Source organism: Actinomyces sp. oral taxon 169 (assembly GCF_013394715.1).
Taxonomy (GTDB): domain Bacteria; phylum Actinomycetota; class Actinomycetes; order Actinomycetales; family Actinomycetaceae; genus Actinomyces.
The window spans coordinates 2750458-2773017 of sequence record NZ_CP058259.1; the positions used below are offsets into that span (position 1 = coordinate 2750458).

Consider the following 22560-nt stretch of genomic DNA (forward strand, 5'->3'; position numbering starts at 1 on the left):
CTAGCCGTTAGAGAGGACACTGCTCATGAGATGGGATTTTAGTCTTAGGTGGCGGGCGCTTGGTGACCCGGTATCGGAGGGGCGCCGGGTGTGGGAGTGGATCCAGCAGGTCAGGCCCCTGCACCCCTCCCTGGCCCTGTGGCGCCCCACCGCCGAAAGCCGTGAAGAGGCCGAACAGTCCCCACCCATCACCCAGGACTACCTCCTCCACTTAATCCACGGCGTACAAGCCATCTCCGACGACCCCGACTTCGGCCTAACCCCAGCCTTCTCCGGACAGATCGACCAGGGCAACAAGCTCATGCTGAGCTTCAACATGCCCAACCCCGGAGACGCCAGCGTGGACCTGATGGTCGGTGAGGCCCTCGGGGCCGCCCTGGACGCCAGTGAGGACCTGGCCGACGCTCTCATGCACACCACCGCAAGCATCTTCACCCCCGGCGCCATAGGAGCCCTGACCCGTGAAGACATCCCAGTCACCCCAACTCCACCGCCTTACAGGTACCTGCCTGGCTGGAAGATGTTCTTCGCCTCCGACTCACCCCACTACCAACGAGCCACCCAGCTAGCCACCCGAACCGCTCCCGTGGCCAACGGCGCCATCTTCACCTTCGGCACCCCCAACACCTACCCCACCATCCTCAACCAATGGTGAACACCCAACCACCCACACCAGACCCCACAACACCACCATCAAGACAAGCCTCCTGACAACAGCCCCTCAACCACCCCTCACCACAACCTGGCCGACAGGAATTCTTGATGCACCGGGGGGGGTGCCCCTATGTGGTGTGTCAAGCGGCGGCGGGTAGTTTCGTGGCTGGTTGTGGGTCGTAGAGGGCTCCATCTCGGATCATGGCGTGCAGGGTCAGGATGCGGCGGTGGGCCAGGGCGAGGACGGCCTGGTTATGGCGTTTGCCTTGGTCTCGTTTGCGCTGGTAGTAGGCCCGGGAGACGGGGTCGGAGCGCAGGGAGGCGAAGGCGGACAGGAACATGGCGCGCTTGAGCCTCTTGTTGCCGCCGTGGGAGACGTGCTCGCCACGGATCGATGAGCCGGAGCGGCGTGTGACGGGAGCGAGCCCGGCGTAGGAGGCCAGCTGGGCGCCGGTGTCGAAGGTCTTGCCCAGGGTCTCGGCCAGGAAGACGGCGGCGGTCCTGACCCCGATCCCGGGCATGGAGATCAGGACCTCATAAAGAGGGTGGGCCTCCACTAGGGCCTCGACCTGGGCGGCGACATCGGCCCGCTGAGCGTGCAGGGAGATGAGCTGCCTGGCCAGGTGAGGAAGCACCACTGCGGCGGCGTCGGTGCCGGCGACCACCACGCTCTGGTGCTCCAAGGCCGAGACGATCTGGCCGGCCCAGGTGGCGTGCCGCCTGCACCCGTGCTTCTTGAGCCTGGCGTCGATCCTTGCCTTGCCCGCTCGCTTCAGGTCGGCTGGGGTGGGCCAGGCGGCGATGACCTCCAGGACGGCGTCGTGCTCCAGCCAGGGCCCCAGCACCTGCTCGAGGGTGGGGTGGATCTGGGTGTACAGGCCCCGGATCCGGTTAGCGCTCTGGTTGACCTGGCGGGCCAGGTCCAGGTCGAATCCCGTGAGCATCGACAAGGCGGCCGCGTCCTCGTCCGAGGCGTTGATGGCTCTCAGGGTGTGGGGCATGCTCCTGGCCGCGCCGGCGATGACGGCCGCGTCCTTGGCGTCGGTCTTGGCGCTGCCCGGTGTCAGGTCGGCGATGCGCCGCATCGACAGTCCGGGCAGATAGCCCACGGTGATGCCCATGTCCTGAGCCACTGCCACGGCCAGGGCCCCGATGGTGGCGGGCTGGTCTACTACCACCAGCAGGTGTCCGTGATCGGCCAGCTTCTTGTAGAGAGCACGCAGGCGCTCCTCGTCGTTGGGCAGGGCCTTGTCGAAGACCTTCCGCCCTTCCCGGCTCAGGGCCGTAGCCCAGTGCTCGCTCTTACCGACGTCGATGCCGATGAAGACCTCGATGTCCTCGGTATTCATCTTCGTGCCGCCTCTCGCTGCATGGGTGTGGGGCCAGCCGGTGGACGACCGGTTCCGCACCCACGTTACGAAAGACCTCACACTCGATGGGTCGTTCCCCTTATCAGCGGTCACCAGTGCCCGGCTGCTGCGGGTGACAACACCCCCCGGATCATCTAAGGACAGGGGCAAGACATCATGCCCACAGCAGCTGGCCCAGCCCCGGACGACCCGGGACCACCAACAAGGTAACGGGCGGCGAGGGAGTCGCCGGGCAGAAAGCAGAAGTCGGGGCTGAAGCTCCTGGCTGGAGACCCCTTGGACCTAACCCTCTAGACCACCACGCTTGGCTCCGCCCGCTCCCAACTCTACGAGGAGCAGATCACCAGAGTCCCCATCGAGCAGTCCTACATCGTCAACGGCGTCGAGTTCGACGGCTTCGCCCTCATCGACGCCAAAGGCCCCGGCTACGCCGACCCCATCAAAGGACAGTGGTCGAACGAACCAAAGAGCACCTACAAAACCGACCCAGTGACAGGCGAGGTGAAACGCATCAAGAAAGGACTCATCGAGACCGCCGAGGACCAGGTCAAGGCCGTACGCGCCACCGGCACCGACACCCCCATCCAATGGCACATCGCCGAAAAAGAAACCTTCGACGTCCTCAGAGACAAGCAGGATTTGGGCAAGTTTCCTGCCGAGATCGAGCTCATCCACACACCACCCAACTAACATCTCAGTCAATCAGCACCACGAGGAAAGGAACCACGACCATGGAATGGCGACTAAGCATGAGGTGGCGGGCTCTTGGTGACCCGGTATCGGAGGGGCGTCGGGCGTGGGAGTGGATTCAGCGGGTCAGGTCCCTGCACCCCTCCCTGGACCTATGGCGCCCCACCGCCAACAGCCCCCAGGAAGCCGAACAGGCACCACCCATCACCCAGGACTACCTCCTCCAAGAGATCCACCAGACCCAAATCGACTGGGAAAGCGACAGCTTCGGCGTCGCCCCAGCCTTCTCCGGCCAAATCAACCAGGGCAGCAAACTCGAACTGTACTTCAACATGCCCAACCCCGGAGACGCCAGCATCGGACTCGCGATCAGTGAGGCGCTCGGGGCCGCCCTGGACGCCAGCGAGGCATTCGCTGACACCCTCATGCACACCACCGCCAGCATATTCACCCCCAACATCATCGGAGCCCTGACCCGCGAAGACATCCCAATTACGCCAACTCCGCCTCCCTATAGATACCTGCCGGGCTGGAAGATGTTCTTCGCCTCCGACTCACCCCACTACCAACGAGCCACCCAGCTAGCCACCCGAACCGCTCCCGTGGCCAACGGAGCCATCTTCACCTTCGGCACCCCCGACACCTACCCCACCATCCTCAACCAATGGTGAACACCCAACCACCCACACCAAACCCACAACACCACCATCAAGACAAGCCACCTCAACCACCCCTCACCACAACCTGACCAACAGGAACTCTCAATGCACTTGGGGCTACGCGGAAGTCTCTGAGCTGGGAGCAGAAGCTCGGGCTAACGCTCCCGGCCGAGACCATCACCCCCTGTCCGGAGCACACTCGACCTGGTCTTAAGACCACACACTCGGATCCGCCCGCGCCCAGCGCTACGAGGAGCAGATCACCAGAGTCCCCATCGAGCATTCCTACATCGTCAACGGCGTCGAGTTCGATGGCTACGACGGCTTCGCCCTCATCGACGCCAAAGGACCCGGCTACGCCAACCCCATCAAAGGCAGCTGGTCGAACGAACCAAAAAGCACCTACAAAACCGACCCAGACACAGGCGAGGTGAAACGCATCAAGAAAGGACTCATCGAGACCGCCGAGGACCAGGTAAAAGCCGTGCGAGCCACCGGCACCGACACCCCCATCCAATGGCACATCGCCGAAAAAGAAACCTTCGACGTCCTCAGAGACAAGCAGGATTTGGGCAAGTTTCCTGCCGAGATCGAGCTCATCTACACGCCACCCAACTAGCATCTCAGTCAATCAGCACCACAAGGAAAGGAACCACGACCATGGAATGGAGTCTTGCATTTGACTGGAGGGCGCTTGGCGACCCGGTATCGGAGGGGCGCCGGGTGTGGGAGTGGATCCAGCAGGTCAGGCCCCTGCACCCCTCCCTGGACCTGTGGCGCCCCACCGCCGACAGCCCCCAGGAAGCCGAACAGTCCCCACCCATCACCCAGGACTACCTCCTCCACTTAATCCACGGCGTACAAGCCATCTCCGACGACCCCAAGTTCGGCCTCACCCCAGGCTTCTCCGGACAGATCAACCAGGGCAATAAGCTCGAGCTGAACTTCAACATGCCCAACCCCGGAGACGCCAGCATCGGACTCATGATCGGAGAAGCACTCGGGGCCGCCCTGGACGCCAGCGAGGACCTGGCCGACGCCCTCATGCACACCACCGCCAGCACCTTCACACCCAACACCATCGGAGGACTGTCACGAAGCGATCACCCCACCAGAAACCTCAACCGGGACGGCCCCTACCCCTTCTACTACGTCCCAGGCTGGAAGATGTTCTTCGCCTCCGACTCACCCCACTACCAACGAGCCACCCAGCTAGCCACCCGAACCACTCCCGTGGCCAACGGCACCATCTTCACCTTCGGCACCCCCGACACCTACCCCACCATCCTCAACCAATGGTGAACACCCAACCGCTGCGCGCGACCCGCTTCAGTCAACAAGCAGAACCGTCGGCTCCGCCCCTCGTCGGCCTCCGAAACACGTAAAACGCCCCCTTGGCTGGGGGCGTGAGGCGCGGGTGATGAGGAGCGGAATGCCGCCCACAGGCGCCGAGTGTCCATATCTGCAGCAAAGGGGACTCAGCGCCGCCCACCCCACCAGCAGGAACCGCGGAATCATGCGGTTTGCCTCCGAAGGAACGAGGCCGTTCGCAGCCTTTGCTGCAGATATGGACACTGACACCGTCATCACCCAATGAGGGACGGCCTCCGGCGCTTCCGTCGGAGGCCGCCGGCCCTCGTCAGGAGACGCCGAGGATCGCCTTGATGGGCGCGAGGGTGAAGTAGACGACGAACATCGCGCAGGCCACCCACATGAGCGGGTGGATCTTCCGTGCCCGGCCCTGAGCGACCTCGATGACCAGGTAGGACACGAAGCCGGCCCCGATCCCGTTGGTGATCGAGTAGGAGAAGGGCATCATGATGATGGTCAGGAAGGCCGGCAGCGCGATCTCCGGGGACTTCCAGTCGATGTCGGTCACCTGCATCATCATGAGGAAACCGACCACCACGAGTGCCGGGGTGGCTGCCTCGTAGGGGACCATCTTGACCAACGGCGCGAAGAACATGGACAGGGCGAACATGCAGCCGGTGACCACTGAGGCCAGGCCCGTGCGGGCCCCCTCCCCCACGCCCGCGGCGGACTCCACGTAGGAGGTGTTGGAGGAGACGCCCCCGAGACCACCGGCGATGGCGGCCAGGGAGTCGACGACGAGGATCTCGCGCGTCTTGGGCGGGTTGCCGTGCTCGTCGAGCAGGTCGCCCTCGGCACCGATGGCGACCATGGTGCCCATCGTGTCGAAGAAGTCGGCCAGCAGCAGGGAGAAGACCAGGAGGATCACCGAGACGATCCCGACCTTGTGGACGCTACCCAGCAGGCTGAAGTGGCCCAGCGTCGACAGGCTCGGCAGGTCCACCGGGAAGCCGTCCAGGCGCGGCTCGGACAGGGACCAGCCGGTGAGGTTGTCGGGACCGGGCATCGTCTCGTCGTTGTAGGGGCCCAGGTGGGTGACGGCGTCGATGATGATGGCCAGGACGGTGGCCGAGGCGATGCCGATGAGGATGGCGCCGCGAACCTTGCGCACGTGGAGCACCACCATGAGGAAGAGCCCGAAGAGGAAGACGAGGACCGGCCAGCCCTGGAGGGAGCCGCCCAGGCCCAGTTCCAGGGGGGTGCCGCCGCGGCGCACCATCTTGGCGTCCACCAGGCCGATGAGCGCGATGAACAGGCCGATGCCCACGGAGATCGCGGTCTTGAGCTGGTCGGGGACGGCCTTGAAGACGGCCTCCCGGAAACCGGTGAGCACCAGGACGAGGATGATGATGCCCTCGATGACGATGAGGCCCATGGCGTCGGCGTAGGTCATGCCCTGGGTGCCCACGAGGGTGTAGGCGACCATCGCATTGATCCCCAGGCCCGCGGCCAGGGCCATCGGGTAGTTGGCGACGACGCCCATGAGGATCGTCATGACCGCGGCGACGAAGGCGGTGCCGGCGGCGAGCTGGGCCTCGGTTCCCGGGGGGCTCGCCTTGGACAGGATCGCGGGATTGAGGACGAGGATGTAGCTCATCGAGAAGAAGGTGACGATGCCGCCACGGATCTCTCGGGAGACGCTCGAACCGCGTTCAGTGATCTGGAAGAACCGATCCAGTCGGGAGACCTGACTGGGCGAGGACGAAGATGAGGCTTTCGTCGGGGTACGTGTGCTCACGGCGGCATTCTTCCAGATCATCACGCGCTGAGCGAAACCGGCTGACACCAGTGGCTTCTCCGCCCAGATGCGGCTCGCCGGCGGCACCTCCGGGGCCACCTGGCGATGAGTGGGCCGACTCCTCACCGGTGACGGAAGCCGGCCCACGGTGCGCTCCACACGCTCACAATGAGGACATGGCTGACCCGCACCCCGTCACCGGAGCGTTCTTCGACTCCCCAGTCCCTCCCGGGACCGGATGGCCCGATGACCCCGCTACTGCCGCCACACCCGTAGCCCGCTCGGCCGCCGACGTGGCGCGCCTGGCCGGTGCATCGTCGGAACTGTCCGCGCTCGATGCCCAGGTCACGGTGTGCCGTGCCTGCGACCGACTCGTGGCCTGGCGTGAGGAGGTGGCCCGGACCGGTCGTCGCGCCTCCTTCGCCCACGAACCGTACTGGGGGCGACCGGTGGCGAGTGTCGGGCCGGCGGATGCCCGCATCTACGTCGTCGGGCTGGCGCCCGCGGCCAATGGGGCGAACCGCACCGGCCGGATGTTCACCGGGGACCGCTCCGGGGACTGGCTGTGGGCGGCCTTCCACCGGGCGGGCCTGGCGACGTCCCCCACCTCGACGGCGGCAGGTGACGGGCAGCGGCTCACCGGGGCGCGCATGGGCGCTGCCGTGCGGTGCGCCCCGCCGGCCAACAAGCCGACGACTGTCGAGCGGGCCACCTGCGCGCCGTGGCTCGCCCGCGAGATCGCCCTCATGCCCGAGGTCAAGGTGCTGCTGGCGCTGGGCGGGATCGGATGGGGCGCGGTGCTGCGGGTCACCCGCGAGGCGGGGTGGACTCTCCCCCGCCCCCAGCCGCGCTTCGGCCACGGGGCGACGGCGGAGCTGACGACGCCCGATGGCAGGGCGGTGACACTGCTCGGCAGCTACCACCCCAGCCAGCAGAACACGTTCACCGGTCGGCTCACCGAGGCGATGCTCGATGACGTGCTGGCGACCGCCAAGCGCCTCGCTGAGACATGATGACGGGCTGCGGCTGACACGCAATCAGGAGCGGTTGGGCAGGATGGCCTCGAGCTCGGCGAGGGTCCGCGGCGACTGCTCCGCGGGGACGTCGGACTCGGCGTCCTCAGTGTCGTCGGTGGCCGCGTCGTCCTGGGGCATGTCGATCCCGAGGGCCAGGGACAGATCGGCGACGGCTGCGCGGGCCGAGGCGGCCCGCTCGCTGGGCGTGTCACTGGACTCGGCTCCGGCGGGGGCCGGTGAAGGCCGATCCGCTGTTGCCTCAAGAGACTCGGCGGCGCTCGCAGCATCGGGGGCTGAGGAGGCCGACGCCGCGGCGGTCGCCCGCTCGAGTTCTCCCAGGTCGAGCCCCACCAGGCGGCTGCTGCGTTCCTCGGAGGCTTCCTCGGGAGAGTCGGCCGTGCGACGGCGGCGCGTCGAGGTGGCCGCGCGGCGGGAACGCTTCGCGGCGGGCTTCTGCTCGGACGCGGCGGACTTCTTGGTGGTCTTCGTCCCGGGCTCCTCCGTCTGCTCCTCGGCCGCGGGCACGGCGGCATCCGTGCCGGCGGCGCCGTCCTCGGCTTGAGCCTCCTGGGCGTCGGAGTCAGTGGTGGTCTTCGCAGCGTCGGCCGAGGCGTCGGCATCCTGAGCAGGCGACTCCGCACCGGCTCCCTGACCGGCCGTGTCGGCCGAGTCCTCGGCGCGGGCACCACCCGGCTCGGCGTCGACGTCGTCGCCCCGCTCGGCGGCGAGCTCGGCGATACTGCGGCCCTCACGCAGGTCGAGCCCATTGGTGCTCAGCGGCACCATGAGGTGGTCGTCGACCCGCGAGGGGTTGATGGGCCACTCCGGACCCTGGTCGGGCAGATCGGTCTCGGAGTGGGCGCCGCAGCCGTGGTCCAGGGAGACGACGCTGCCGTCGTCGGCGGCCCACTCGTTGGCGCACACGCCGAAGATGGCGCGCAGGGCCCCGGCCATCGGCACGAAGAAGCCGCAGGTGGAGCAGGTGGCGTGGGCCTTGCGGACACCCTCGGCGTCGGGGCCGTGGTCGCCGCCGTACCAGCGCTCGGCGGCACTGGCGACGCCCTGGGCGCTCAGGACTCGGGGACGGCCCAGGTCGAGCTCGTCCAGGGCGACGGCGTCGGCGTCCTCACCAGTGGCCTCCCACCCGGGCTCGAGGCGCTCGTCGGTCTCCTTGCGGGGCAGGCGGTCGGAGCGGGTGATGTCACCGGGTTCGAGGCGCTCGGCCCACGGGACCCAGGCGGGTGCGAGGAGGGCCTCCTCTCCGGGGAGGAGCTCCACCTCGCAAACGGTGGCGGTACGGCTGCGCGGGACGCGACTGAGGGTGACCGCCCAGCGCCAGCCACGGTAGCCGCTCAGGGTGCAGTCGAACAGGTGGGTGACGAGGCGCTCGGCGTCGGGCGCGGCGGCCACGTACTCGCCGACGGTGATGGGGTCGGTGACCTCCTCCAGCGCGTGGCGGGCCAGCTCGATGGCCGCCGGGGAGGTGAGGGTCTTGTCCTTGGCGGCCAGGGCCTGCTCAGCGGGGGTCGGCAGGGCGCCGGCGCGCGGCACGGCGGCAGGCGTCGGAGAGGGCGAGGCCGCACTCGGTGCCGGGGCCGGGCGCTCCAGGGTCGCCGTGGAGGTACGCACCCCGGTGGCGGCGCCCGCCGGTGAACCCGAGTCGGTCCCGGTTGTGGGCTCGCCTGAGGCGTCGGTGTGAGGGTCGATCGTGTCGGTCACTCGGCCAGTGTAGGGGAGGCTCCTGGAACTGCCCCGGCCCGCACGGGTTGGCCTGGGCACACCACCCCGTTCGCCCACACTTCGACCGAATCTTCACAATCGACACAGATACGCGTCGATTGTGAAGATTTTGTCGGTAAGTGAGAGAACCGTCAGCTCGCCTCGACCGAGACGATGCGGTGGACGGCCACGGTCAGCTCGGTCTCACGCACGACGTCGCGCAGGCGCACCCGCCCGGGCTCCACGGCCATGACCCGCACCTGCCGCTCCTGCACGGCGCCGTCGGGGCCGGCCAGGCTCAGCCGCAGCCGCGAGCGCGAGGACTGGGCCTGGCGCAGCACCGCCAGGGCGTGCACCGGGTCGGTGGCCACAGCCGTCTCTCCGGCGGCCTGTAACGCCTCCTGCCCCACACGCAGCCGCCCTACAAGAGTCGTCAGCTCGCGCCTCCCGGGCCGACGTCGTCGCACCGAGTGCTCGCTGCCGGGGCGCGTCGGCTCGGGGGCCCGGCGGGCCTGCTGCGCGGTGGCCGGCCCGACCACCAGGTGGCCGCTGGCGTCCTCGGTCACCGGCGCCAGCCCGGTGGCGCGCAGCTCGCGCAGTACCTGCCCGGCGCTGGCCGTGGCCACGAGGATCCCCGGAGCCACCTGGTCCAGGCCGAGGTCCTTCAATCGCGGCTCGGCCAGGAGCCCGGCGGCCGTGGCCTCGTCGCCGATCCGCAGCAGCGCGGACACGGCCCGCACGCGCACCGCCCCGTGGTGGCGGGCAGCGTCCTGGATGAGCACACTGAGCGAGTCCGGCAGGGGTGTGGGACTGTAGCGGCCGATCTCCTGGGTGATCTCCTCGGCCCGGTAGCCGACGTCGAGCGCGCCGCGCACCGACTCGGGCGTGAAGCGCACCGTGAGCGCTCCGCCGCGCGACTCGACGACGCTCGTGCGTTCCAGCAGCGCGGCCAGCTCGGGGGAGGGGCGGCCCGGCACGATGGCGGTGAGGTCGGACTGGACGAGGATCATCTCGACGGCGGCCGGCAGGTCTGCGGCGAGCGCCGCCTCCAGGGCGGTGAGGGCCTGGTCGTCCGACAGCGGCTCGGCGTGTGCCTCACCGCCCGCCTCCTCGGCGCGGCCTGCGTCTCCGGGGTCGGTGGGGCCACCGCTGAGTCCGGGGGCCTGCTCGTCGAGGCTCGCCGCAGCACGTCGGGCGAGGATCCTGCCGGCCTCGGTCAGCGCCCCACCGCCGGTGATCCCGAGGGTCTCGGCCTCGGCCAGGACCGCGGAGATGGCCCCACCGGGAATGAGGCGCCGGGGGCTCTGCCAGGTCAGGGCCGCCCGCACGAAGGCGGGGGTCGCACTGGCGCCTGGCGGGAGATCACCCAGGAGGGCGAGCACCCGAGCGCGCAGTCGCGCCGCCCACCCGGCCTCCAGGTCCGGGCCGAGAACGGCGCGCAGAGTCCCGTCGTCATCGCGGGTGCCCGTCAGCCAGGGGGTGCGGGCGCTGCCCGACCAGGCCAGGGCGAGCGGCGCCCAGCGCTGCGGGAGGCTGTCGGTGAGCCAACCGGCGGCCTGGGAGGAGGGCACCCAGGCGGCGCCGTCCTCGTCGAGCCCCAGGAGCCCGGCGGCCGCGGCGATCTCGATGATGCGGGCGGCGGCGTCGGCCTCCAGGTCGAGCGCATCGGCAGTGCGGGCCAGAGCGCGCGCGCTCACTCCACCGGTGCGGCGAATCGTCCCACCCTCGCGGCCCCACTCCTCCAGGAGGGCGGCCACAAGCCGGACGGTCTCCTCAGCGTGGAAGGAGGCCTCGGAGGCGACGACGTCGGCTCCCACCGTCTCCAGGTCGCCGGCCTCGGGGGCGGTCAGGGGCTCGCGGGTCAGGCGGCCGCCGCGCAGGGCGAGAGCGACCTGGCGCGGCAGGATGAAGCGGGTGCGCCCGTGGGCATCGCTGCTGCGCTCCAGCCAGCCGCGTTCGATGAGCAGGGCCGCACCCGGTGCGGTACCGCCCGCGCGCAGGGTGCCAGCGGGCGGCCCCCAGGTGAGGGCCTGGAGCATCTCCACGGAGGCCACCGGGATAATCGGCTTGCCGCCTCCGCCGGCGGTGTCCTCGCTCAGCTCCTCCAGGGTGGGTGGCAGCTGCTCTGCGCTCAGGGACTCAGCGGCCCAGGGCCCCAGGCCGAAGGGGTGTGGCCCGAAGGCGGTCTCGAGCGCGGCCACGGGCCTGCCCTCGATGACGAGCGCCAGCCGGCCCAGGTGCTCCAGCGCATCGGTGACCTGCTCAGCAGGCAGCGGGAGGTGGGCGGCGACCAGCCCAGCCAGGTCAACACTGTCCGGGTCGGCCGGGGTGGCCGGGGTGGCCGGATGGTCTGCGGGACAGCCGAGAGGCTCGCCGCCGGCCGGTTCGCCGCTGGCCCCACCGGCACCGCCGACCCGCCTGTTCCCGACCACCTCGGCAACCTCGGTCGGCCCGGCCCCGCCCGCCCGGCCCGACTCATCGGGCCGGCTGAGTGCCACCACCGCCTCGGCCACGGCCAACGTCGGGGCATCCAGCCCGGCCAGGGCGTGCTCGATGCTGCCGGGAGCCCCGGCGCGGGTCGCCAGCGCCAGGAAGGAGGAGGACGGCGGCGCGGCCAGGTCCGGGCGCGCCACCAACAGGGCGGCGACCTCGCGGTCCGGCAGCGCCGTCAGGTGCACGGCGAGGTCCTGGGTGGAGGCGGAAGGGCTCATCCGCACCAAAATACGCCCCCGCCCCAGTCACGGACAGAGCCGGGCGGGCCTGAGAACGGGACCAGCGCCGATCGTCAGTGCCGGCTACTCGTCCTCCGTCCCCTCGGAAGACTCCGAGTCCTCCCTCGTCTTGAAGGCGGTTCCGAGGGCCAGGCCCATCGCCCACCCCACCGGAAGCCACAAGAACCAGGGGCCGGGTGCCGCCACCCCCATCGCGACTCCCAGCATGGTGCCGTAGACCATGGGCCAGAACCACGGCGTCGCCGGCCCCTGATCCGCCTTGAAGGCCTCCTCGATCACCTCCGACCAGCCAGCCCTGCGACCGCGCTGACCGGCGCAGGAGTCCTCGTGGTCGCCTCCAGTCTGATTGAGTTCATGTTTCATACCACCACCCTAAACAGACCACCTGATTGGATACCTCATCCTATGGAAGGAGACTCGGCCGGGCCTCGGGGAGGGCATCGATGTCCACATCGGATACAAAGGGACCGCACCACCCCTGAGGCCAGCAACACGAACCGCAGAATCATGCGGTTTTCTTTCGCAGGCTGAAGTCCGTCTCGCGCCTTTGTCACCGATTTGGACACGACCCCGCAGATGTCCCCCTTCCTGGTCCCTTGTCGCGCCTCCCGACCCGCGTCCGGGGCTCGGGCCCGCACCCCACGGCTCGCACGCCACCGCGGCAGCTCAGGATCCGGGCCATCCGGCACGCGCGGATGAGCTGAATGTTGACGTGACGTCACTGTCGGTAGCACTGTCAGCCACGCGCACCCGGGCACGATGCCTGCAGGACCGCCCCTCCCGCTGGAAGAGGAACGTCTCCTCCGTCACGGCGGCGCGCTGCCCCGGCTTGGGATACTCCCGCCCATGTCCGCTACGCCCAGCGATCCTGCGTCCCCGGCGCCGTCGGCCCCCGACGGCCCGCTCATCGTCCAGTCTGACAAGTCCGTCCTCCTGGAGGTCGCCCACCCCCAGGCCGGGCAGGCCCGCCGCGCCATCGCCGCCTTCGCCGAGCTGGAGCGCGCCCCCGAGCACATCCACACCTACCGGATCACGCCGCTGGCCCTGTGGAACGCGCGCGCCGCGGGCCTGGACGCGGAGACGGTCGTCCACACCCTCATCACCTACTCGCGTTTCCCGGTGCCGCACGCCCTGCTCACCGAGATCGCCGAGACGATGAGCCGCTACGGCCGCCTCCAGCTCCTCACCGACCCCGCCCACGGCCTGGTCCTGCACGCCACCGACGTGCCGGTCCTGGAGGAGGTCATGCGCTCCAAGCGCACCAAGGGCCTGCTGGGGACCCGGCTCGGGGAGGCCGACGTCGTCGTCCACCCCTCCGAGCGCGGTCACCTCAAGCAGGTGCTCATCAAGCTGGGCTGGCCGGCCGAGGACCTGGCCGGCTACGTCGACGGCGAGGCCCACCCCATCACCCTGACCGACTCCCCCGACACCTTCCAGCTGCGCCCCTACCAGTGCGAGGCGGTGGAGAGCTTCTGGGCGGGAGGCTCGGGTGTGGTCGTCCTACCGTGCGGGGCCGGCAAGACCCTCGTGGGCGCGGCCTCCATGGCCAAGAGCTCGACGACGACGCTCATCCTGGTCACCAACGCGGTCTCGGCGCGTCAGTGGAAGGAGGAGCTCATCCGCTTCACCACCCTGACCGAGGAGGAGATCGGCGAGTACTCCGGCTCGCGCAAGGAGGTCCGCCCCGTCACGATCGCCACTTACCAGGTGCTCACCACTCGCCGCAAGGGCGTCTACCCGCACCTGGACCTGCTGGACTCCCATGACTGGGGGCTCATCGTCTATGACGAGGTCCATCTCCTGCCAGCCCCGATCTTCCGCATGACCGCGGACCTGCAGGCGCGCCGCCGCCTGGGCCTGACGGCGACCCTCGTGCGCGAGGACGGCCGCGAGGACGAGGTCTTCAGCCTCATCGGCCCCAAGCGCTACGACGCCCCTTGGAAGGATCTGGAGAACCAGGGTTGGATCGCCCCGGCGATCTGCACCGAGGTGCGCCTGACCCTCGACGCCGGTGAGCGCATGGCCTATGCGACCGCCGAGCCCGAGGAGCGCTACCGCCTGGCCGCCTGCTCACCGCGCAAGCTGCCGATCATCGAGGCCCTCCTGGCCCGCCACGAGGGCGAGTCGGCCCTGGTCATCGGCCAGTACGTGGACCAGCTCACCGAGATCGCCGAGCACCTGGACGCCCCCGTCATCACCGGGGCGACGACGGTGCGCGAGCGCCAGCGCCTCTACGACGCCTTCCGCTGCGGAGAGATCCGCACGCTCGTGGTCTCCAAGGTCGCGAACTTCTCCATCGACCTGCCCGGGGCGAGCGTGGCGATCCAGGTCTCGGGCTCCTTCGGCTCACGCCAGGAGGAGGCCCAGCGGCTCGGGCGGATCGTGCGCCCCAAGGAGGACGGTCGCCAGGCCCACTTCTACACGGTCGTCGCCCGCGACACCGCCGACCAGGAGTACGCCGCCCACCGGCAGCGCTTCCTGGCCGAGCAGGGCTACGCCTACGCCATCCTCGACGCCGAGGACCTCACCGCGAACAGCTGAGCCCGGCCCGACGGCGAACGAGGCTCAGCCGGACGAACCGGCCGGGCCGGCTGGACCAGCGAGGGCCGGCAGCCCGGTCAGCGCGCCAGACGGCGGGCGCGCACGTTGCGCACGAGGACGCGGGCCAGGCTGCGGCCGAAGGCCTGGATGGCGGGGTCGACCCTCTCGGCCTGCTCACGGGCAGCGGCCCCGGCGCTGGCGGCCGCCTCGGGCAGGTCGGCGGCCGTGGCCCCGTGGGTTCCGGCGGCGCCCGGCGCGGCGCTCCGACCGGCGGCCACCTCCAGGGCGTCGCGGGCAGCCTGGAGGGAGGCCGCGTCCATGCTTCCGGCCAGGTCGTTGAGGGCGTCGCGGGTGCGCCAGTAGGCCACGCGCGCCGGGTCGGACTCGGGGTGGTGCTGGAAGGCCAGGAGTCGCCCGGCCCGCCAGGTGTGAACCGGGGAGCGGTCGGAGGAGGCCAGCAGGGTGGCGGCCTCGGGCAGGTGGGTGACGGCGTCGTGATGGGAGACGATGACGGGCAGGCGGGTGCCGTCGGAGGTGGGGATTCCGGCGCGGTGGGCGGCGCGGATGGCCTCGGCGGCGACGGCCCCGAAGACCGGGTCGCTCTCGCCGGCGGCCGTGATGGTCAGCTCGACGACGCCGACCTCGTCGTTACCCAGCGCCGGCACGGCCGTGGAGCCCCCGAGGGCCTCGGCGGCCACCTGGGCACCCAGGCAGATGGCGATGGCGGGGACGTCGTCGGCGACGACGCCGCGCAGCAGCTCACGCAGGTCCTCCAGCCAGGGGTGCTCGCCCTCGTCGTGGGCACTCATGGAGCCGCCCAGCACGACCAGGCCGTCGCCGATCTCGTCCAAGGAAGGGATGGGCTCGCCCCGCCAGGGACGCACCATGCGCAGCGCGGCGCCCTCCGCGAAGAGCCACTCGCCCAGGCGCCCCACGGGCGCGAGCTCCTCGGGCTCGATGACGGTGATCGTGAGCGTGTCAGTCATGGGCACATTCTGCCGCCGGTTCGGTTGCCTGCGCGCGGTGACAGGCGCAGGCGTGCCGCCTGAGGCGAAACGACTTGCTCACACCCTCACCCGGCGGGGACGATGTCCCGGATGAAGAACCAGCAGCCCCCACTCCCCCGTCCTTGGCACCAGATGGCCCTTTCCGGCGTCGCGACGGCGGCCGCCCTGGGGCTGCTGGGGCTCTCGGCAAGCGCCACGGCGGCGCCGACGACGCCCGGCTCCGCACCCCTGGCCCTGGCCTCCTCCGCGCAGACCTCGGCCGCCTCGGTGGGCGTGCCCCGGGCCCTCCCGGCGGCGTCGACCACCCTGACCGAGCACGTCACCGATGAGCTCGGGATCCTGGATGCCTCCAAGGCCCAGCAGGCCGTGGACACCATGTCCTCCAAGTACGGCGTGGGCCTGTGGGTGCTGACCGTCTCCGACTCCAGCCAGAAGGCCTCCGCCATCGCCGCGCAGACCTTCAAGGACACGAAGCTGGGACGCGACGACATGCTCCTGGTCATCAACATCCCCTCCGACGGCTCGGCCTCGAAGAGCTACAAGCTGCAGGCGCACAGCAACTCCTCGAAGTTCTCCGAGTCCGACTACAAGCGGATCGACTCGGCCATCAAGAAGCAGCTCAGCGCGGGCAACTACGACGACGCCGTGGCCGCCATCCCGGACAACATGTCCGGCTCATCGGGCTCGGGCAGCTCGGGTGACTCGGGCTCCTCGGCGCTTCCGCTCCTGCTGGGCGGGGGCGCGGTGGCGGCCGGTGGGGCGGCCGCCTGGACGGTGTACAAGCGCAGGAAGAACAAGGAGAACGACGACATGCTGTTCGGCAAGCGCAAGAAGCAGGCCGCCTCGGGCGGCACACCGGCGGCCCAGGCATCAGGGCCCGCCGCGATGACGGTGGAGCAGCTGCGCACGCAGGCCGGCAGCGCCCTGGTCCAGGCCGATGACACGGTGCGCGCCGCCGCCGAGGAGCTGTCCTACGCGCAGGCGCAGTTCGGCCTGTCCGCCACGGACGCCTTCACCGCCGCCCTGGACAGCGCCCGCAAGCACCTATCGCGGTGCTTCGAGCTGCGCAAGATCCTCGACGACGACATCCCTGAGACCGAGCCGCAGCAGCGCCAGATGTACACCGAGATCCTCCAGCACTGCTCGGAGGCGGTCGGTGAGATCCGCGCACAGGAGGAGGCCTTCAACAAGCGGCGCGGCATCGAGGCGAACCTGCCGACGTCGATCGCCGAGACCGCCCAGCGCGCCGACGAGACCGAGCAGGCCATCGTCATGGCCGAGACGATCCTGGTGACGCTCAGCGCCGCCTACCCCGCCTCCTCCCTGACCAGTGTGGCCCAGGCCCCCGAGCAGGCCCGCCGCCTGCTGGCCGCCGGGCGCACCGCCCTGGACCAGGCCCGCGCCAGCGTCGAGGCCTCCCAGGAGGCGACGGCGGTCGAGCAGGTCCGCATCGCCCAGGGCTCCATCGCCCAGGCCGGCCAGTTGGCCGCACAGGTCACCGGGGCCCGCGAGCGCCTCCAGAGCGCGGCCAAGGACCTGGAGGCGGCCATCGCCTCGATCTCCTCGGACCTGGTGGACGCCAAGCGCCTGGAGGGCGCGGTGCCGGCGGCGACCCTGGCCCCGCTCGTGGCCGACGCCGAGGCCGCCGTCGCCGAGGGTCATCAGGCCAGCGGCGCCAACCCGAGCGGCGACCCACTGGCCGCCCTGGACCACCTGGCCCGGGCAGAGGCCGCCATCGACGCCGCCCTGGCCCCGGCCCGCGAGCGCGAGGAGAACGACTCGCGCGCCCGGGCCTCCCTGGGCTCGCGCCTGGCCCGCCTCAACTCCCAGGTGGAGTCCGTGACCTCCTACATCACCACCTATCGCGGAGCGGTGGGCCCCTCGGCACGCACCGCGCTCAGTGAGGCCGCCCGTCATGCCACGGCCGCCACCACCGTCCAGACCACCGACCCGGTGGCCGCCCTGGCGGAGGTCGCGGCGGCCGAGCCGCTCGTGGCCCAGGCCCAGGCCCTGGCCGAGGCCGACGTGCGCGGGTCGTCGAGCTCATGGAGCCCGCGCTCTGGTGAGAGCTACTCCTACTCCCGCGATTACGGCCGCTCGGGCGGCGGGCTCGACCTGGGCTCGCTCCTGCTGGGCGGCCTGCTGCTGGGCGGCGGCCACAACTACGGCGGCTGGAGCTCCCACCACCACGACAATGACAGGGGCGGTGGCTTCTTCAGCGGAGGAGGCGACTTCCTCGACGGGGTCGGCGACTTCTTCGACGGGGTCGGCGACTTCTTCGACGGGGGCGGCGACTTCTGAGCCGCGCCCTCCCCACGGCCCGCCCCACTCGCCCACCAGTCATGCCCTGAGCGATGCGGTCCTCGCCCGCATGACGCCGAGGGCCGGGACCTGCGATCATGACGCCTGATTCGCCTGGCCCACCGGCCACCACCTGGCGACCGCCCGGCGGGCGCCGGGTCCATACTTGCCCACAATCTGCCCACACCGACGTCGCAGCTCGACGGAAGGACGAACAACCATGGCTGAGAAGCAGTCGATTCTGGGGCGCATCGCCCAGCTCACCCGCGCCAACATCAACGCGCTCCTGGACCGCGCCGAGGATCCGGAGAAGATGCTCAACCAGCTGGTGCGGGACTACACGGCGTCCATCGCCGAGGCCCGTGACGCCGTCGCCCAGACGATCGGCAACCTGCGCCTGGCGGAGAAGGACCACGACGCCGACGTCGCCGAGGCCAAGGACTGGGGCAACAAGGCCCTGGCCGCCTCCCGCAAGGCCGACCAGCTGCGCTCCGGTGGTGACACGGCCGGCGCGGACAAGTGGGACTCGCTGGCCAAGATCGCGCTGACCAAGCAGATCACGGCGGAGAACGAGGCCAAGGCCGCCGAGCCGATGATCGCCTCCCAGCGTCAGGTCGTCGAGCAGCTCAAGACCGGCCTGCAGCAGATGGAGGTCAAGCTCGGCGAGCTGCGCTCCAAGCGCGACCAGCTCATCGCCCGCCAGAAGACCGCCGAGGCCCAGGTCAAGGTGCAGGGCGCCATCCGCTCCATCAACGTCCTGGACCCCACCAGCGAGCTGTCTCGCTACGAGGACCAGGTGCGTCGGGTTGAGGCCCAGGCCGCCGGGCAGATGGAGCTGGCCGGCTCCTCCCTGGAGTCCCAGTTCGCCGAGCTCGAGGCCTCCGGGGCCAGCCTGGAGGCCGAGGCCCGGCTGGCGGCCCTGAAGTCCGGGCAGAACCCGGCCCTTCCGGGCGCCCAGCAGCAGGCCCCCGCCCAGATCACCGACGGTGACGACGACGCGATCAACGCCGCCTTCGCGGCCCTGAAGAACCAGGGTCAGCCGGCCGGCGAGGAGACGTCCTCCTACTGAGTTGAGCTGAACTGAGCTGACCTCGCCGCATTACCTAGGCGCTTCAGCCCCGTAGACCGCCCGGTACTCATCATCCCGATGAGTACCGGGCGGCTTCGTGCGCCTCGACGTCGGCCGACGCCCGCCGACACAGGCCGACCCGGGCCGCCCCGGGCCGACACGGGCCCCGGTCGAGGACACTCCACTCCGGCCGGGGACATCTCACGCCTGCGGGGACAGGACTTCCGCACCCGACGGCGTCGAATGCCCCCGCCAGGCGAGCTTTGTCCCCGACCGCGCAGACCGCACCCATCGGCGTCACGGACATCAAGAGGCCGGTATCGGTGCGGTGTCTTTGAGCGTCGCCGGAGGCTACTGGACGCCGTGACCGGTAGCATGAGCCCCATGAGCGTACCGACTTATCTTCTCGTCGATGGCGAGAACATTGACGCCACTCTCGGCATGAGTGTGCTGGGGCGGCGTCCCGAACCTGAGGAGCGGCCCCGCTGGGACCGAGTCCTCGCATACTGCGATGAACTGTCCTCCGCCGGCACCGCCGAGGGCGAGGGGAACGAGGCCCGCGCCCTGTTCTTCCTCAACGCCACCAGCGGCCATATGCCCATGAGCTTCATCCAGGCCCTCCTGGCCATGGACTACCGCCCCGTGCCACTGGCCGGGTCCGGCAGCAACGACGAGAAGGTCGTCGACATCGGTATTCAGCGCACCCTGGAGGCACTGGCCGAGCGAGTCGAGGCCGGTCAGGACGCCCACGTCCTGCTGGGCAGCCACGACGGCGACTACATCCCCCACATCGAACGGCTCCTGCAGGCCGGCGCCACGGTGGGGATCCTGTGCTTCCGAGAGTTCCTCAACGCCCAGCTGGCCGCCCTGGAGGGCGAGGGCCTGACGGTCTACGACCTGGAGAGTGACGTCAAGGCCTTCACCATCCCGCTGCCACGCGTATGCATCATCCCGCTGGAGGACTTCGACCCTCTCGCCTTCCTCTGATTTCTCTGACCCGACGGCGGGGCGGCGACACATGTCGTCGCCCCGTCTCATGTCACAGCCCGACTTACCGAGGAGTCGCCGGCGATCGCCCCGCTTCAACCGACAACCACACAGTTCCCCCGTTTTGTGGGAACTGCAAGACTCCCTGGGTCTACAATTGGAACGAGGTCACACCAACCACTTGACCTATCAACAGCGACCATTCGGACGTCGTTCAGGAAACGACCAGAAACTGAAGGAATGGTGAGACTCATGGAGCGTTCCCAGCAGTCCCGCACCGAAGCTCACCTCCTTGTCGTCGACGATGAACCCAACATCCGCGACCTGCTGGCCTCGTCCCTGCGCTTCGCAGGCTTCGAGGTCTCGATCGCAGGCGACGGCAACGGCGCGCTGAAGACGGTGGAGAAGACATCCCCCGACCTGGTGGTCCTCGATGTCATGCTGCCCGACATGGACGGCTTCACCGTGGCCCGGCGCCTGCGCGAGCGTGACGTGACCACCCCGATCCTCTTCCTGACCGCCCGCGATGACATGGCGGACAAGGTCCAGGGCCTGACCGTCGGCGGCGATGACTACGTCACCAAGCCCTTCGGGCTGGAGGAGGTCATCGCCCGCATCCGCGCCATCCTGCGCCGCACCCACGCCATTGAGAACCAGGACGACGGCGTCGTGCGCGTGGCCGACCTGGTCCTGGACGAGGACGCCCACGAGGTGTACCGCGCCGAGGTCGAGGTGGATCTGTCGCCCACCGAGTTCAAGCTCCTGCGCTACCTCATGCTCAACGCCGGGCGCGTCGTGTCCAAGGCCCAGATCCTCGACCACGTCTGGGAGTACGACTGGAACGGTGACGCCGCGATCGTGGAGTCCTACATCTCCTACCTGCGCCGCAAGGTGGACCAGATCCAGGGCGCTGACGGCCAGCCCGTCACCCCGCTCATCCAGACTCGTCGCGGAGTCGGCTACATGCTCCGCGAACCCAAGGCCGAGTGATGGCGGCGGCGCGTGGGGGGAGCACGCGCCCGGCCAAGTCGTCCGGTAAGCAGCACCGCCCGATCAAACGGGGCCGATGGCACCCGATCACCGCGATTCAGCGGCCGTGGCAGGCGATGCCACTGCGCACGCGCCTGACCCTCATGACCACCGGCCTGCTGGCCATCGGGCTCATCGTCGTCTCCTTCGTGGTGACCTCACTGCTCTACAGCCACATGATGGGCCAGATCGACAGCCAGCTGCGCACCACCTCGGTGGCCATCGGAAGCCAAGGACTGGCCCAGATCCGCGAGGGAGGGACCAGCAGCACCACCTTCCCCTCGAACTACTACGTCAAGGCCGAGTACCTCGACCCCAGCCGCAACGGGGAGTGGATCTCCCCGGACACCGCCGCCACCTACGGCCGCCCCCAGATCAAGGGCCTGGACTACCGGCGCGCCCTGGCCCACGCGGACAAGAACGACTTCCCGATCACGACGGTCAACTCCGATCAGCCCGGCCACCAGTGGCGGATGATCACCCTGCTCATCAGGGACCAGAACACCGGCGAGTACACCGGCGCCGTGGCCCTGGCCCTCCCGCTGAGCGACGTCATGGAGACCGTCGAGCGCACCCGCCTCGTGGTGGCCCTGGCTGACGTCTCGATCATCTCGGTGGGCGCCGTCTTCGCCACCTACCTGGTTCACCGCTCGTTCCGCTCCCTGCGCCAGATCGAGGGCGTGGCCGCCCGGATCGCCCACGGCGACCTGTCCGCCCGCATCCTGGTCACCGAGCCGCGCACCACGGAGGTCGGCTCCCTGCAGCGGGCGATCAACACGATGCTCACCCAGAACGAGAGCTCCTTCGCCGCCCAGGTCGTGGCCCAGGAGCGGATGACGCGCTTCGTCTCCGACGCCTCCCACGAGCTGCGCACACCCCTGGCCGCCATCCGCGGCTACGGCGAGCTCTACCGGATGGGCGGGGTGCCGGCGAACAAGACCGGTGAGGTCATGGGGCGCATCGAGACCGAGTCCAACCGGATGGGGCGCCTCGTCGATGACCTCCTCCAGCTGGCCCGGATCGACGAGGGTCGGGAAATGTCCATGGAGCCGGTCAACCTCACCGACCTGGCCGCCGGGGCCCTGAGCGACATGATGGTGCTGGCCCCCGAGCGCGACTGCGGCCTCATCCCCCTCGACCCCCGCGACGAGGCCGCCGGCAAGGAGGCCCCCTCGCTCCAGGTCATCGGTGACCGCGACCGCCTCTCCCAGATCCTCACCAACCTGCTGGGCAACGTGGTGCGCCACACCCCCTCCGGGACGCCGGTGGAGATCGCCATCGGCATGGCGCCCCCGCGCGCCAACCCGACGGCGCAGCCAGTCGTCGTCGTCGAGGTCCGCGACCACGGCCACGGCGTGCCACCGGAGGCGGCCGAGAAGGTCTTCCAGCGCTTCTACCGCTCGGACACCTCCCGCAACCGGGAGACCGGAGGCTCCGGCCTGGGCCTGGCGATCGTGCTGGGGATCGTGGCCGCTCACAAAGGCACCGTCCAGATGCTCCAGACCCCCGGCGGCGGCGCCACCGTCCACATCGAGCTGCCGCCCGCGCCGGCCTGGTAGGCCTCGCCGCCGCACCTCAGGCAGCGCTGGCGGGCCTCGATCACGATAAGAGTGGCACGCCAGACACTGTGTCACGTCGACGTCACGGCGAGGACAGTCCTACGATGGCACGCGTTCC

The 22560-nt window shown here is 69.7% G+C and carries 17 protein-coding genes and 1 pseudogene; 12 read left to right on the forward strand and 6 right to left on the reverse strand.

Annotated elements, in window-relative coordinates; all coding sequences use genetic code 11:
* The first annotated feature begins 25 nt into the window (after window positions 1–25).
* Entirely contained in the window at window positions 26–655 is a 630-nt protein-coding gene (locus HW274_RS11505) for a hypothetical protein (protein ID WP_075253992.1), read from the forward strand.
* Between the two features lie 139 nt (window positions 656–794).
* Here HW274_RS11505 and HW274_RS11510 read toward each other — a convergent pair whose 3' ends face one another.
* Entirely contained in the window at window positions 795–2003 is a 1209-nt protein-coding gene (locus tag HW274_RS11510; protein ID WP_185988432.1) for an IS110 family transposase, read from the reverse strand.
* A gap of 360 nt (window positions 2004–2363) precedes the next feature.
* On the opposite strand from HW274_RS11510, the gene HW274_RS11515 reads away from it, so the two are divergent.
* From HW274_RS11515 to HW274_RS11530, 4 genes and pseudogenes are all read left to right on the forward strand, one after another.
* Window positions 2364–2714: a Tox-REase-5 domain-containing protein gene (locus tag HW274_RS11515; protein ID WP_256692461.1), complete on the forward strand. Its 351-nt coding sequence runs from the start codon at window positions 2364–2366 to the stop codon at window positions 2712–2714.
* A gap of 41 nt (window positions 2715–2755) precedes the next feature.
* The gene (locus HW274_RS11520) at window positions 2756–3385 is read left to right on the forward strand and encodes a hypothetical protein (protein WP_075253993.1); all 630 of its coding nucleotides are present in this window, start codon (window positions 2756–2758) and stop codon (window positions 3383–3385) included.
* Between the two features lie 241 nt (window positions 3386–3626).
* A pseudogene (locus HW274_RS11525) lies at window positions 3627–3992 on the forward strand (Tox-REase-5 domain-containing protein); the annotation flags it as partial.
* Between the two features lie 41 nt (window positions 3993–4033).
* Window positions 4034–4675: a hypothetical protein gene (locus HW274_RS11530; protein WP_075253994.1), complete on the forward strand. Its 642-nt coding sequence runs from the start codon at window positions 4034–4036 to the stop codon at window positions 4673–4675.
* A gap of 337 nt (window positions 4676–5012) precedes the next feature.
* Here HW274_RS11530 and HW274_RS11535 read toward each other — a convergent pair whose 3' ends face one another.
* Window positions 5013–6503: an NCS2 family permease gene (locus tag HW274_RS11535; RefSeq protein ID WP_178384998.1), complete on the reverse strand. Its 1491-nt coding sequence runs from the start codon at window positions 6501–6503 to the stop codon at window positions 5013–5015.
* Window positions 6504–6658: 155 nt separating this feature from the next.
* Here HW274_RS11535 and HW274_RS11540 point away from each other — a divergent pair, with 155 nt between their 5' ends.
* Entirely contained in the window at window positions 6659–7495 is an 837-nt protein-coding gene (locus HW274_RS11540; RefSeq protein WP_075253995.1) for a uracil-DNA glycosylase, read from the forward strand.
* Between the two features lie 24 nt (window positions 7496–7519).
* On the opposite strand, the gene HW274_RS11545 is transcribed toward HW274_RS11540, so the two are convergent.
* From HW274_RS11545 to HW274_RS11555, 3 genes are all read right to left on the reverse strand, one after another.
* Window positions 7520–9217 carry a DUF3027 domain-containing protein gene (locus tag HW274_RS11545; protein ID WP_260679086.1) on the reverse strand — a complete coding sequence of 566 codons (1698 nt, stop codon included), beginning with the start codon at window positions 9215–9217 and terminating at the stop codon, window positions 7520–7522.
* A gap of 152 nt (window positions 9218–9369) precedes the next feature.
* On the reverse strand, window positions 9370–11928 hold the full coding sequence (locus tag HW274_RS11550; protein WP_260679087.1) for a helicase-associated domain-containing protein: 2559 nt from the start codon (window positions 11926–11928) through the stop codon (window positions 9370–9372).
* Window positions 11929–12012: 84 nt separating this feature from the next.
* Window positions 12013–12312: a hypothetical protein gene (locus HW274_RS11555; RefSeq protein ID WP_075377911.1), complete on the reverse strand. Its 300-nt coding sequence runs from the start codon at window positions 12310–12312 to the stop codon at window positions 12013–12015.
* A 483-nt stretch (window positions 12313–12795) separates the two neighbouring features.
* On the opposite strand from HW274_RS11555, the gene HW274_RS11560 reads away from it, so the two are divergent.
* The gene (locus tag HW274_RS11560; RefSeq protein WP_185988848.1) at window positions 12796–14490 is read left to right on the forward strand and encodes a DNA repair helicase XPB; all 1695 of its coding nucleotides are present in this window, start codon (window positions 12796–12798) and stop codon (window positions 14488–14490) included.
* Window positions 14491–14567: 77 nt separating this feature from the next.
* Here HW274_RS11560 and HW274_RS11565 read toward each other — a convergent pair whose 3' ends face one another.
* Window positions 14568–15476: a type 1 glutamine amidotransferase gene (locus HW274_RS11565; RefSeq protein ID WP_185988849.1), complete on the reverse strand. Its 909-nt coding sequence runs from the start codon at window positions 15474–15476 to the stop codon at window positions 14568–14570.
* Window positions 15477–15587: 111 nt separating this feature from the next.
* Between HW274_RS11565 and HW274_RS11570 the strand changes: the two genes are divergently transcribed.
* From HW274_RS11570 to HW274_RS11590, 5 genes are all read left to right on the forward strand, one after another.
* On the forward strand, window positions 15588–17798 hold the full coding sequence (locus tag HW274_RS11570; protein WP_185988850.1) for a TPM domain-containing protein: 2211 nt from the start codon (window positions 15588–15590) through the stop codon (window positions 17796–17798).
* 220 nt (window positions 17799–18018) lie between these two features.
* Entirely contained in the window at window positions 18019–18867 is an 849-nt protein-coding gene (locus HW274_RS11575; RefSeq protein WP_081093096.1) for a PspA/IM30 family protein, read from the forward strand.
* Between the two features lie 384 nt (window positions 18868–19251).
* Window positions 19252–19854 carry an NYN domain-containing protein gene (locus HW274_RS11580; RefSeq protein WP_185988851.1) on the forward strand — a complete coding sequence of 201 codons (603 nt, stop codon included), beginning with the start codon at window positions 19252–19254 and terminating at the stop codon, window positions 19852–19854.
* Between the two features lie 252 nt (window positions 19855–20106).
* Entirely contained in the window at window positions 20107–20844 is a 738-nt protein-coding gene (locus HW274_RS11585; RefSeq protein ID WP_009407606.1) for a response regulator transcription factor, read from the forward strand.
* Window positions 20844–22442 (forward strand): cell wall metabolism sensor histidine kinase WalK, encoded by a 1599-nt coding sequence (locus tag HW274_RS11590; RefSeq protein WP_185988852.1) that lies wholly within the window; start codon window positions 20844–20846, stop codon window positions 22440–22442. Before HW274_RS11585 ends, HW274_RS11590 begins: the two co-directional genes overlap by 1 nt.
* Window positions 22443–22560 lie beyond the last annotated feature (118 nt).